Below are 12700 nucleotides of genomic sequence, written 5' to 3'. Positions count from 1 at the left end.
ATCCACGTACTTTTGAGGTGATTCCCATGATGAAAGGTGGCATGGCCGGCCTGATGAAGCAGGCGCAGCAGATGCAGGAAAAAATGGCCAAGATGCAGGAAGAACTGGCCAACGCCGAAGTCACCGGTAAAGCCGGTGGCGATATGGTCAGCGTGGTGATGACCGGTCGTCACGACATCAAGCGTGTCAGCATCGACCCAAGCGTATTGCCGGGCGTGGGTGAAGATGACCTGGAAATGCTCGAAGCGCTGTTCGCCGCAGCCGTCAATGACGCTGTGCGCAAGATCGAAGCCAACAGCCAGGACAAAATGTCCGGCGTGACCGCTGGCATGCAACTGCCACCGGGCATGAAACAGCCGTTCTGATACACGCTTTAGCTAGACTCAAATGCCAGGCATAGCGCCTGGCATTTTTTTGCGCGGTCGAAACATCGAACCCCAAGCCTTCACCGATGGTCTGCACCCTATACCGTTGAAACCACTCACCGATAAAGGAGCCCCGCTGATGCCTCAAGAAATGACGCTCAACCAACGCACCGTTCTGGTCTCACGCCCTCAAGGCGCCCCCACGCCGGAAAACTTTCGCCTGGAACGCGTGAGCCTGCCGGAGCTGGCAGACGGCCAGGTGCTGCTCAAGACGCTGTACCTGTCTTTGGACCCCTACATGCGTGGACGCATGAGTGACGCGCCGTCCTACGCAGCACCCGTGGAAATCGGCGAGGTGATGACCGGTGGGGCTGTCAGCCGTGTCGAGCAATCGCGCAACCCGAAATTCGAAGTGGGCGACCTGGTGGTCGGCGCCACTGGCTGGCAAAGCCACTGTATTTGCGAAGGCCAAAACCTGATCCCGCTGCCCAAGGGCCTGCCGAGCCCGTCGATGGCCTTGGGCGTACTGGGTATGCCGGGCATGACCGCCTATATGGGCCTGATGGATATCGGCCAGCCCAAGGCCGGGGAAACCCTGGTGGTGGCGGCTGCGTCTGGCGCGGTGGGGTCGGTGGTGGGCCAGGTGGCCAAGCTCAAGGGCTTGCGCGTGGTGGGCATTGCCGGTGGCGCCGACAAGTGCCGCTATGTGGTGGATGAGTTGGGCTTTGACGCCTGTATCGACCACAAGCGCGAAGATTTCGCCCATGAACTGGCCCTGGCCTGCTTCAAAGGCGTGGACATCTACTTTGAAAACGTCGGCGGTAAAGTCTTCGATGCCGTGCTGCCTTTGCTCAACCCCAAGGCGCGCGTGCCGCTGTGCGGGTTGATCGCCGGCTATAACGCCCATGAAGCGCCCAGTGGCCCTGACCGTTTGCCGACGCTGCAACGCACCTTGCTGACCAAGCGGGTGCGCATCCAGGGCTTTATCGTGTTCGATGACTACGGCGACCGCCAGCCGGAGTTCCTCAGCGCCATGGCGCCTTGGGTGCGCGAGGGCAAGATCAAGTTCCGCGAGGACGTGGTCGATGGCCTGGAGCAGGCGCCCGAAGCCTTTATCGGCCTGCTCGAAGGGCGCAACTTCGGCAAGTTGGTGGTGCGCGTCGCGCAGGATTGAGTATTTGACGCTAATCCGGGGCGCGGGTATAAACCGCGTCTCGTTGTTTTGTCGGACCCTTCGCCCATGAGCTTCAGCCCCCTGATTCGCCAACTGATCGACGCCTTGCGCACTTTGCCCGGTGTCGGCCAGAAAACTGCCCAGCGCATGGCGCTGCAACTGCTGGAGCGTGATCGCAGCGGCGGCACTCGCCTGGCCCAGGCCCTGAGCCAGGCCATGGAAGGCGTGGGCCACTGCCGCCAGTGCCGTACCCTCACCGAAGAAGAGCTCTGCCCACAATGCGCCGACCCGCGTCGCGACGACACGTTGCTGTGCGTGGTGGAAGGGCCGATGGATGTGTACGCCGTGGAGCAGACCGGTTACCGCGGGCGTTACTTTGTGCTCAAGGGCCACCTGTCGCCGCTCGATGGCCTGGGGCCGGAAGCCATCGGTATTCCACAACTGGTGGCGCGGATCCAAGAGCAGGGCACCTTTACTGAAGTGATCCTGGCAACCAACCCGACGGTGGAAGGTGAAGCCACGGCGCACTACATTGCCCAACTGCTGACCAACAAAGGCTTGATCACTTCGCGGATTGCCCATGGCGTGCCGTTGGGAGGGGAGTTGGAACTGGTGGATGGCGGTACCTTGGCGCACTCGTTCGCAGGCCGCAAGCCCATCGCGCTCTAAAGCCCATTGCAATCTGGGACTTCCTAACCCTGTAGGAGCGAGCTTGCTCGCGAAAAACCAATAGGCGCCGCGTTCACGCAGGAAGCACGCGTTATCGTTGACGGTTTTCGCGAGCAAGCTCGCTCCTACAGGGTTAGCGCAGACACATGACTTGATAACCAAGCAAGCGCTTGGTAAGTTCGCTCCATCCCGCCATGGAGCTTGCCGATGTCTGCCTATCAGGAATACTTCGATCCCAGCCACCAATTGGTCCGCGACAGCGTGCGCCGATTCGTCGAGCGCGAGATGTTGCCCGGCATCGAGCAGTGGGAGGAGGCGCAAAGCTTTCCTCGCGAGCTCTACCTCAAGGCCGGTGCGGCGGGGATTCTAGGCATTGGCTACCCCGAAACCCTGGGTGGCAGCCACGAAGGCGATCTGTTCGCCAAGGTCGCTGCCAGCGAAGAACTGATGCGCTGCGGCTCCGGTGGCGTGGTGGCAGGGCTCGGCTCCCTGGATATCGGCCTGCCGCCCATCGTCAAATGGGCCCGGCCCGACGTGCGTGAGCGCATAGCGCCTCTGGTGCTGGCTGGCGAAAAGATCATCGCCCTGGCGGTCACCGAGCCCAGCGGCGGCTCTGATGTGGCCAACCTGCAAACCCGCGCCGTACGGGAAGGCGAGCATTACCGCGTAAGCGGCGCCAAGACCTTTATCACCAGCGGCATTCGCGCTGACTTCTACACCGTGGCCGTGCGCACGGGCGGGCCGGGCTTTGGCGGCATCAGCCTGCTGCTGATCGAAAAAGACACCCCGGGTTTCACCGTCGGCCAGCCACTGAAGAAGATGGGCTGGTGGGCATCGGACACCGCCGAGCTGTTCTTTGACGATTGCCGCGTGCCTGTGGGCAACCTTATCGGCGTCGAGAACATGGGCTTTGCCTGCATCATGGGCAACTTCCAGAGTGAACGTCTGGCCTTGGCGCTGATGGCCAACATGACTGCACAGCTGGCCCTGGAGGAAAGCCTTCAGTGGGCCGCCCAGCGTGAAGCATTCGGCAAACCTATCGGCAAATTCCAGGTGCTCAAGCATCGCCTGGCGGAAATGGCTACCGCGGTGGAGGTTTCCCGTGAGTTCACCTATCGGCAGGCTGCGAAGATGGCCGCTGGCAAGAGTGTGATCAAAGAGATTTCCATGGCCAAGAACCTGGCCACCGATACTGCCGATCGGGTGACGTATGACGCGGTGCAGATATTGGGCGGGCAGGGGTATATGCGGGGCAGTCTGGTGGAGCGGCTGTATCGTGATAACCGGATTCTGTCGATTGGTGGCGGGACGCGTGAAGTGATGAATGAGATCATCAGTAAGCAGATGGGGCTTTGACGTTCAGGGTATTCTTTCGGGCCTCATCGCGGGCAAGCCCGGCTCCCACAGGGGAATGCAGTCCTAGGTGGGAGCCGGGCTTGCCCGCGATGGCGGCAGTATTGACGACCTTTATCTTTCAGTCAGCCCAAACTGCGTCAGACAAAACGTCGGAATGCCCATGTCTGCCAACCGCTGCGAGCCACCCAGCTCCGGCAAATCGATAATCGCCGCCGCTTCAAAGATCTTTGCCCCCATGCGCCGCACCAGGTTCGCCGCCGCAATCAGGGTGCCGCCGGTGGCGATCAGGTCATCGAACATCAGTACGGAGTCGCCTTCGCACAGGCTGTCGGCGTGCACTTCCAGGAAGGCTTCGCCGTACTCGGTCTGGTAACCCTCGGCCAGCACGTCCGCCGGCAGCTTGCCTTGCTTGCGAAACAGGATCAGCGGCTTGTTGAGCTGGTAAGCGATGATCGAGCCGATCAGGAAGCCACGGGCATCCATTGCACCAATATGGGTGAAGTCGGCTTCGACATAGCGTTGGGCAAAGCTGTCGGCCACCAGGCGCAGGGCGCGGGGCGATTGGAACAGCGGCGTGATGTCACGGAAGATCACCCCAGGCTTGGGGAAGTCGATGACGGGGCGAATCAGGGATTTGATGTCGAACGAATCAAAGGTCATCGTCGAGGAGTCCAGAGCGGAAAACGGACTCGAAGTATACCTGCGGCCTCACCGATTGGCGCGGCCGCAGCCTGGATTAGACCTCCAGGGAACCGCCAGCCAAGGCACACAGCTGGATCGGGTCGAGGATATGCACCTCTTTACCTTCTGCGGCAATCAACTGGTTCTGCTGGAAACGGGTAAACACGCGGGACACGGTCTCCACTGCCAGGCCCAGGTAATTGCCGATTTCATTACGCGACATGCTCAGGCGGAACTGGTTGGCCGAGAACCCACGGGCACGAAAGCGCGCCGACAGGTTGACCAGGAACGTGGCGATGCGCTCATCGGCGGTTTTCTTCGACAGCAGCAGCATCATTTGCTGGTCGTCACGAATCTCGCGGCTCATCACGCGCATCAACTGGCGGCGCAACTGCGGCAGTTGCAGGGCCAATTCATCCAGGCGCTCGAAAGGAATTTCGCACACCGACGTGGTTTCCAGGGCCTGGGCCGACACCGGGTGAATCTCGGTGTCCATCCCCGACAGCCCGACCAGCTCGCTGGGCAGGTGGAAACCGGTGATTTGCTCTTCGCCGCCGTCGCTGAGGCTGAAGGTCTTCAACGCGCCCGAGCGTACTGCATAGACGGAATCAAACTTGTCGCCCTGGCGAAACAGAAACTCGCCTTTTTTCAGCGGGCGGCCGCGTTTGACGATGTCGTCCAGCGCATCCATGTCTTCCAGATTCAATGAAAGTGGCAGGCAGAGGGGGGCCAGGCTGCAATCCTTGCAATGGGCCTGGCTGTGAGCGCGCAGTTTGACTGGCTCGGACATTTCTTAAATCCTTGTGGGAAAACACACATAAGACGTAAGGGTAACGCACTGAGGGGCACGGAGGCCAGCCTGTACAAAAACCTGTCGCGAGGTAAAGATTTGCCCGAAACGGCCGATAGCACTGCCATCGAATACCAACACGGTGGCTCAGACCATGTTATCCCTCAGTACTCAACTGGCTTCACGCACCCAGATCCAGGCACTGCCCGAAACCAAGAAGGCGGCCGCGACCGATGCTGCTGCGGTTGCGCCGACGGATGAAGCCAAGCCTGCGGTGTCAGTGACCATTTCCGGCGCTGCGATGAAAGCGGCGGCGGCTGAGAAAACCTCAAACAGTGATATCGACGACAGTGGCTTGGCGGACAACGTCAAGAACCTGCTGAAGATGATCCGTGAGATTAAAAAGCAAATTGCCGAGAAACAGGCCGAGATGGCTGCGGTGATGGCCGACAAGACCCTCAGCCCGGAACAGGCCCGCGCCCGACTCTCTGGCCTGCAATCGGCCTTGAGTGGGCTGCAAGCCAGCCTGACCAGCGCCCAGGCATCCCTTGCCAAGGCCATGAAAGACATGAGCGCCGGTGATGCGGTCAAGGCCGCCAGCCTGGCCATGAAGTAAAGGCCTTCAGATAACCCGCGAAAACCGCTGCCTGTTCTGGTGCTCCAGGTAGGCATCGAACACCATGCACACCGAGCGCACCAGCAAGCGCCCGGCCGGCAGTACGCGAATGCTCTGGGCGTCCAGTTCGATCAAGCCATCATCAGCCATGGTCTGCAATTGCGGCCATAACTCGGCAAAGTAGCCGCGAAAATCGATGTTGTACGCCTGTTCGATCGCCTCGAAGCCCAGGCTGAAATTGCAGATCAATTGCTGAATCACCTCCCTTCGCAGACGGTCGTCCGTTGTACACACCAAACCACGGCTGGTCGCCAACTGCGCGCCCGCCAAAGCGTTCTGATACTGGTTCAGGTCACTGCTGTTCTGGCAATACAGGTCGCCGATCTGGCTGATCGCCGACACCCCCAGCCCAATCAGGTCGCAGTGCCCGTGGGTGGTGTAACCCTGGAAGTTGCGCTGCAGCTTGCCTTCTTCCTGGGCCACCGCCAATTCGTCGTCGGGCAGGGCAAAGTGGTCCATGCCGATGTAGCGGTAACCGGCCTGGGTCAGTTGTTCGATGGTGGTTTGCAGCATCAACAGTTTTTCTGCCGGCGAGGGCAGGTCGTCGGTGTTGATCCGCCGCTGGGGCATGAAGCGTTCCGGCAGGTGCGCGTAGTTGAACACCGACAGGCGGTCAGGCTGCAAGCGGATGACTTCTTCCACGGTGCGCGCAAAGTTCAACGGCGACTGCTTGGGCAGGCCGTAGATCAGGTCGATATTGATCGAGCGAAATTGCAAGGTGCGCGCTGCATCGATCACGGCGCGGGTTTCCTCCAGGCTTTGCAGGCGATTGACCGCCCGTTGCACCTCGGGGTCGAGGTCTTGCAGGCCGATGCTCACGCGGTTGAAGCCCAGTTCGCGCAGCAGGCCCATGGTGGCCCAGTCGGCTTCGCGCGGGTCGATTTCGATGCCGTAGTCACCCGAATCGTCATCCAGCAAATTGAAATGCTGGCGCAGGCATTTCATCACCTGGCGCAGTTCATCGTGGCTGAGAAAGGTTGGCGTACCGCCGCCGAAGTGCAACTGTTCCACGGGCTGCTGCGGGTCGAGGTGGCAGGCCACCAATTGGATTTCCTGCTCCAGGCGCTGCAGGTAGGCCTGGGCGCGGCCACGGTCCTTGGTGATCACCTTGTTGCAGGCGCAGTAGTAACAAATGTTGGCGCAGAACGGCACGTGCACATACAACGACAGTGGCCGCACGGCCTTGCGGCTGTCACGCAGGGCGTGGAGCAGGTCGAAGGTGCCGACCTGGCTGTCAAATTGTACGGCGGTGGGGTAGGACGTGTAGCGCGGCCCCGCCAAGTCGTAGCGGTGAATCAGATCTGTGTCCCAACGAATGGCGTCGAGCATGCGGGCGGTCCCCCGGATTGGCTAGTGGGCCGAGTCTAGGGGCAGGGCGGTGCAGGCATCTTGATTTGCATCAACGGGGAGCGGCGCTATGCCACAGGGCCTGTTAATGCCCCATTAGCCAGTGCTGATGGGGCCCGGGCAAGGTCCAGAGACCGAAGATCATCACCAGCACGCCACCGGCCACCCGCACGCTGCGCTTGCGCAACAACGCTGTCACCCGTTCGGCGGCCAGCCCGGTGGCCAACAGCACCGGCCAGGTGCCCAGCCCGAACGCCAGCATCAGTAAGGCACTGTCCAGCGCATTGCCCTGGCTCGCCGCCCATAGCAGGCTGCTGTAGACGAGCCCGCACGGCAACCAGCCCCACAGCGCGCCCAGCAGCAAGGCTCGCGGCAGGCTGGACACCGGCAGCAAACGGTTGGCCACCGGCTGCAGATGCCGCCACAGGCCGCGCCCCAGGCTCTCGATACGGGTGAGGCCGCTCCACCATCCGGCCAGGTACAGGCCCATACAGATCAGCAGCAACCCGGCCAGCACACGCATGAACATCGCCGCCGGGCTGTTGGCCACCGCCCAGCCGGCCAGGCCGATCAATAAGCCGGCGGTGGCATAGCTGAGGATGCGCCCCAGGTTGTACGCCAGCAGCAGGCGAAAACGGCGGCTGCGCTGTTCCTTGGGGATCGCCAGGGTCAGCGCGCCCATCAGTCCGCCGCACATGCCCAGGCAATGGCCGCCGCCGAGCAGGCCGAGGATCAGCGCCGAGACCAGCAAAGGCGCCAGCTCAAGCATGAGGGGGCTCTTTGGGCGGTTGCTCGGGGCTGTTGGCTTCGTCGATGGCGGCCAGGTGGTTCGGGTCCTGGTCGTCGAACAGCACGCTGTGTGCCGGGCCATCGAGGTCTTCGTACTGGCCGCTGTCCACGGCCCAGAAGAAGATGTAGATGGCCACGCCCACTAACAGCAGTGCCGCAGGAATCATCACGTAGAGAGCTGGCATCTGTACTCCATGCCCACGCGGCTCAGGCCGGCAGCGGGCGGGTTACTGGGGCGGTGCCCGAGGCTTGCGCGCTCGGCAGGCGAGTGAGGCGCAACGCGTTGAGCACCACGGTCAACGAACTGAGGGACATGCCGATCGCCGCCCAGATCGGAGTGATCCAACCCAGGGCCGCAAACGGCAGCATAAGCCCATTGTACAACCCGGCCCACAACAGGTTCTCGATGATCACCCGGCGAGTACGCCGCGCCAGGCTGAAGGCCTGCACCAGCGCATCCAGGCGGTTGGACAACAGCACCGCATCGGCGCTGGTTTTCGCCAGGTCCGTGGCCGAGCCCATCGCCACGCTGATATCAGCGGCGGCCAGCACCGGCACATCATTGACTCCATCGCCCAGCATCAGCACTTTGCGACCTTCCTTGTGCAGGGTTTGCAGCACCTGCAGCTTATCGTCAGGGCGCAGGCTGCCGTGGGCTTCGTCGATACCCAGCTCAGAGGCGACACTGGCCACCATCGGCGAACTGTCGCCGGAGAGCAATAGCGTGCGCCAGCCCCGCGCCTTGCAGGCGGCGAGCAAGGCGGGTGCGTCGCTGCGCAGGCGGTCATCCAGTACGAACCAGGCCAGGGCGCCGCTGCGGTCGCCCAGCAGCAGCCATTGCCCGGCCTCGTCCGGTGAGGCGGGAATCGCGCAGCCACTGAGTTCACAGACAAAACCCGGCTGGCCGATGCGCAACAGACGTTCGCCCACACGACCTTCCAGGCCCAGGCCTGGGGTGCTCAGCACTTCATCGGCGGCCAGCGGCGCGCGGCCGAAGGCACGGGCAATCGGGTGTTCGGAACGGTTCTCCAGGGCGGCAGCGAGGCCCAGGCATTGGTCGCTGTCCAGCGCACTCAAGGGCCGAATGGCGCGCAACGCCAGGCGCCCTTCGGTGAGGGTGCCGGTCTTGTCGAAAATCACCGTATCAATCTGGTTCAGGCCCTCGAGCACATGGCCGCGGGTCAGCAGCAACCCAAGGCTGTGCAAGGTGCCGGTGGCGGCGGTGAGCGCGGTGGGCGTGGCCAGGGACAGCGCGCACGGGCAGGTCGCCACCAGCATCGCCAGTACAATCCAGAACGCCCGCGACGGGTCCAGCTCCCACCACAGCAAGCCGATCAGCGCGGCGGCGATCAGCGAGCACAACAAGAACCACTGCGCAGCGCGGTCGGCGATCTGTGCCAGGCGCGGCTTCTCGGCCTGGGCGCGCTCCAGTAGGCGCACGATGGCAGACAAGCGCGTGTCATGGCCCAATGCGCGCACTTGGACGGTCAGCGCGCCCTCGACATTCAGCGTGCCGGCCGTGACGTTGTCGCCCGTGCGCCGAGGTTGCGGCAGGTACTCGCCGGTCAGCAGGGATTCATCGATGCTGGATTGGCCGTCGAGAATTACGCCATCCGCCGGCAGCACCGCACCGGGATGCACCAGCACCCGATCACCCAGCGCCAATTCGCTAAGCAGGATGCGCTCGCTCTGGCCATCGTCTTTGAGTCGTAGGCAGGAGGCGGGCAACAGGTTGACCAGTTGGGCGGTGGCTGCGGCGGTGCGTTCCCGGGCGCGGCGCTCAAGGTAGCGCCCGGCCAGCAGGAACAGGGCAAACATGCCCACGGCATCGAAATACAGTTCGCCCACGCCGGTGATCGCGGTCCAGATGCCGGCCAGGTACGCGCCGCCAATCGCCAGGGACACCGAGACGTCCATGGTCAGGTGGCGCGTGCGCAGGTCACGCAGGGCGCCTTTGAAGAAGGGCGCGCAGCTGTAGAACACGATGGGCGTGGTGAGAAACATCGCAACCCAGCGCAGGATGATGTGCAGCTCCGGGCTCAGGTCGATATTGAATTCCGGCCAGGTGGCCATGGTTGCCATCATGGCCTGGAACCACAGCAAACCGGCTACCCCCAGTTGTCGCAGGGCCAGGCGATTCTCGCTGGCCAATTGTTCGGCGGCGCGGTCGGCCTGGTAAGGGTGGGCGGCGTAACCGATATGGCGCAGCTCGCTGAGCAGTTGGCTCAACGGCAATTGCCCATCGGCCCAGCGCACGTGCAGGCGGTGGTTGGACAGGTTCAATCGCGCTTCGGCCACGGCGGGCAGGCTGCGCAGGTGTTTCTCGATCAACCAGCCGCAGGCGGCGCAACTGATGCCTTCCATCAGCAGGGTGGTTTCGGCCAGCTCGCCTTGATGGCGCACAAAGGGTTTTTGCACATCGGCGCGGTCGTACAGCGCCAGTTCGTCCACCAACTGCACGGGCAGCGCGTCGGGGTTGGCCGAGGCTTCGCTGCGGTGTTGGTAATAGCTTTCCAGCCCGCCGGCCACTATCGCCTCGGCCACGGCCTGGCAGCCCGGGCAGCAGAGTTCACGGCGTTCGCCGAGGATCTGGGCGGTGAACCGACTGCCGGAGGGGACGGGTAGGGCGCAGTGGTAGCAGGGGGTGGTCATGGTTCGAGGTCTTTGGTGGCTGGGAGGGCCTCTTCGCGGGCAAGCCCGCTCCCACAGGGTGTCGAGCGGGCTTGCTCGCGAAGCGCAGGCTGTTTATTTTTTCAGGTCTTCAGCGCCCTGCAACGGTTCGTCACCCAACAGCAAGTCCTTGTCGTGGCTGACCTCTTCTTCTTCGAACAGGCGCCAGGTGTTGCCGCCTTCCACGCCAAGCAGTTCCACGAAACGGCGACCTTCGACCTTGTCGGTGACCTGGCCGATGTAACGACCGGGCTCGCTGTCGCTGCGGGTGAGGTTGATCTTGCGATCCTTCTCTGGCTGGGTCGGGGAGATCAGGTTCAGCTCAAGGGTTTTTGGATTGCTGTAGCCAGTCAGTTGCAGCTCGACCTCGCCGGTCAATTCGTCCAGGTGCAGCTTGCCGCGCAGTTGCAGGGTCTGGGCCAGGCGTTCGCGGTCCAGGGAACGGTTGATGCCTTTGCCGGCCTCGTAGTAGTTGTCGTTGACCAGGTTGTCCGGGTTGTTCACTGCGATGGTCACCATGGACAAGGTCAGGGTCACCGAGCAGGCCAGGATCGCGATGATGATCCAGGGCCAGAGGTGTTTGTACCAAGGGCTGGCGGCAGTAGTTGCGGGCATGCGTAGGTTCCCCGTTAACGGACTTGTGGGCCGATGAATCGGCTCTTGGCTTCAATATGGACGCTGGTGTCATCGGCGTCTTCGAGGATGAAGGTCACCTCGTTGGTGCTCGACGGCAACTGCTCCGGCGCACTCGACAACTCCACTGGCATGCTGACGATATCGCCGGCGGCCACTTTGATTTCGCGACGGCCTTGCAGCTTGAGGTCCGGCAGGCCGGCGGCGTCGAGCACGTAGGTGTGGTCGCGCTGGTCTTTGTTCATGATCTTCAGGCTGTAGACGTTTTCGATGCGCCCTTCGGCGTTTTCGCGGTACAGCACGCGGTCCTTGCTGACGTCGAAACCCACCAGCGAGCGCATGAAGAAGGCGGCCACCAACAGGCTGATCATCGCCAGCAACACCAGGGCGTAACCGATCAGGCGCGGGCGCAGCTTATGGGTTTTCTGCCCCGACAGGTTATGTTCGGTGGTGTAGCTGATCAGTCCGCGTGGGTACTCCATCTTGTCCATGATGTTGTCGCAGGCATCGATACAGGCGGCGCAGCCGATGCATTCGATTTGCAGACCATCGCGGATGTCGATACCGGTAGGGCACACCTGTACGCACATCGTGCAGTCGATGCAGTCGCCCAGGCCCTGGGCCTTGTAGTCGGTACCCTTTTTACGTGGCCCACGCACTTCGCCACGGCGCGGGTCATAGGACACGATCAAGGTGTCCTTGTCGAACATCACGCTCTGGAAGCGCGCATAGGGGCACATGTAGATGCACACCTGCTCGCGCAGCCAGCCGGCGTTGCCGTAGGTGGCGAGGGTGAAGAAACCCACCCAGAAATACGACCAGCCATCGGCCTGGCCAGTGAAGAAATCGAATACCAGTTCGCGGATCGGCGAGAAGTAGCCGACAAAGGTAATGCCGGTGGCAAAGCCAATCAGCAGCCACAGGCTGTGCTTGCTGAACTTGCGCAGAAACTTGTTGGCGCTCATCGGCGCCTTGTCGAGCTTGATGCGCTGGTTGCGGTCGCCTTCGGTGACCTTTTCACACCACATGAAGATCCACGTCCACACGCTTTGCGGGCAGGTATAGCCGCACCACACGCGCCCGGCGTACACGGTGATAAAGAACAGGCCAAATGCCGCGACAATGAGAATGCCCGACAGCAGGATGAAATCCTGGGGCCAGAACGTCGCACCAAAAATAAAGAACTTACGCTCCGGCAGGTTCCACCACACCGCCTGATGACCGCCCCAGTTCAGCCACACGGTGCCGAAGTACAACAGGAACAGAGCGGCACCGCCGACCATGCGCAAGTTGCGGAACAAGCCAGTGAAGGCGCGGGTGTAGATCTTCTCTCTTGAAGCGTAGAGGTCGACGGTTTTGGCAGGCGGGGTAACGTCATGTACCGGTATCTGGTCGCTCATCATTGCATCCCACGGCGGTGGAGATTTGCCTCGGCCAGTACGTGCCAACCGGGGTCAAATTAAGGGTGTTGCAGTGGCCTAATGATACGCCCCCGAGGGTGTGCAAAGGGTGCGACCTTTGGTCGCGTTGGGGGAAATCAATTGATGGTG

13 protein-coding genes are annotated in these 12700 nt (G+C 62.1%); 5 read left to right on the top strand and 8 right to left on the bottom strand.

Features of this window, described 5'->3' with window-relative positions; translation table 11 throughout:
• Window positions 1–26 precede the first annotated feature (26 nt).
• From A7K61_RS05655 to A7K61_RS05640, 4 genes are all read left to right on the top strand, one after another.
• Window positions 27–365, top strand: a complete 339-nt coding sequence (locus tag A7K61_RS05655) for a YbaB/EbfC family nucleoid-associated protein (RefSeq protein ID WP_069557128.1) — start codon at window positions 27–29, stop codon at window positions 363–365.
• 139 nt (window positions 366–504) lie between these two features.
• Window positions 505–1539 (top strand): NADP-dependent oxidoreductase, encoded by a 1035-nt coding sequence (locus A7K61_RS05650; protein WP_069557127.1) that lies wholly within the window; start codon window positions 505–507, stop codon window positions 1537–1539.
• Window positions 1540–1605: 66 nt separating this feature from the next.
• On the top strand, window positions 1606–2208 hold the full coding sequence (gene recR / locus A7K61_RS05645) for a recombination mediator RecR (protein ID WP_032895829.1): 603 nt from the start codon (window positions 1606–1608) through the stop codon (window positions 2206–2208).
• 207 nt (window positions 2209–2415) lie between these two features.
• Entirely contained in the window at window positions 2416–3564 is a 1149-nt protein-coding gene (locus tag A7K61_RS05640; protein WP_003193193.1) for an acyl-CoA dehydrogenase family protein, read from the top strand.
• 111 nt (window positions 3565–3675) lie between these two features.
• Here the strand turns inward: A7K61_RS05640 and A7K61_RS05635 are convergent, their stop codons facing one another.
• Together A7K61_RS05635 and fnr are read right to left on the bottom strand one after the other, a co-directional pair.
• Entirely contained in the window at window positions 3676–4224 is a 549-nt protein-coding gene (locus tag A7K61_RS05635) for an adenine phosphoribosyltransferase (RefSeq protein ID WP_003193191.1), read from the bottom strand.
• 76 nt (window positions 4225–4300) lie between these two features.
• Window positions 4301–5035 (bottom strand): fumarate/nitrate reduction transcriptional regulator Fnr, encoded by a 735-nt coding sequence (gene fnr / locus A7K61_RS05630; protein WP_005790290.1) that lies wholly within the window; start codon window positions 5033–5035, stop codon window positions 4301–4303.
• 154 nt (window positions 5036–5189) lie between these two features.
• On the opposite strand from fnr, the gene A7K61_RS05625 reads away from it, so the two are divergent.
• Window positions 5190–5651, top strand: a complete 462-nt coding sequence (locus A7K61_RS05625; RefSeq protein ID WP_044275063.1) for a hypothetical protein — start codon at window positions 5190–5192, stop codon at window positions 5649–5651.
• 6 nt (window positions 5652–5657) lie between these two features.
• On the opposite strand, the gene hemN is transcribed toward A7K61_RS05625, so the two are convergent.
• From hemN to ccoG, 6 genes are all read right to left on the bottom strand, one after another.
• Window positions 5658–7040: an oxygen-independent coproporphyrinogen III oxidase gene (gene hemN / locus A7K61_RS05620; protein WP_047711549.1), complete on the bottom strand. Its 1383-nt coding sequence runs from the start codon at window positions 7038–7040 to the stop codon at window positions 5658–5660.
• Between the two features lie 103 nt (window positions 7041–7143).
• The gene (locus A7K61_RS05615) at window positions 7144–7827 is read right to left on the bottom strand and encodes a sulfite exporter TauE/SafE family protein (protein WP_069557126.1); all 684 of its coding nucleotides are present in this window, start codon (window positions 7825–7827) and stop codon (window positions 7144–7146) included.
• Complete coding sequence (gene ccoS / locus A7K61_RS05610) at window positions 7820–8032, bottom strand: cbb3-type cytochrome oxidase assembly protein CcoS (RefSeq protein ID WP_003193184.1); 213 nt, start codon at window positions 8030–8032, stop codon at window positions 7820–7822. Before ccoS ends, A7K61_RS05615 begins: the two co-directional genes overlap by 8 nt.
• Window positions 8033–8054: 22 nt before the next feature.
• A complete protein-coding gene (locus A7K61_RS05605) occupies window positions 8055–10499 on the bottom strand; it encodes a heavy metal translocating P-type ATPase (protein ID WP_069557125.1) in 2445 nt (814 codons plus the stop codon).
• Window positions 10500–10592: 93 nt separating this feature from the next.
• Entirely contained in the window at window positions 10593–11132 is a 540-nt protein-coding gene (locus A7K61_RS05600; protein ID WP_032895835.1) for a FixH family protein, read from the bottom strand.
• A 14-nt stretch (window positions 11133–11146) separates the two neighbouring features.
• Entirely contained in the window at window positions 11147–12550 is a 1404-nt protein-coding gene (ccoG, locus tag A7K61_RS05595; protein WP_034128398.1) for a cytochrome c oxidase accessory protein CcoG, read from the bottom strand.
• Between the last annotated feature and the right edge of the window lie 150 nt (window positions 12551–12700).

This window comes from Pseudomonas sp. AP42, from assembly GCF_001728935.1.
GTDB lineage: Bacteria > Pseudomonadota > Gammaproteobacteria > Pseudomonadales > Pseudomonadaceae > Aquipseudomonas > Aquipseudomonas lactis.
The sequence above is the reverse complement of the archived record's forward strand: the minus strand, read 5'-3'. Positions and strand labels throughout refer to the sequence as shown.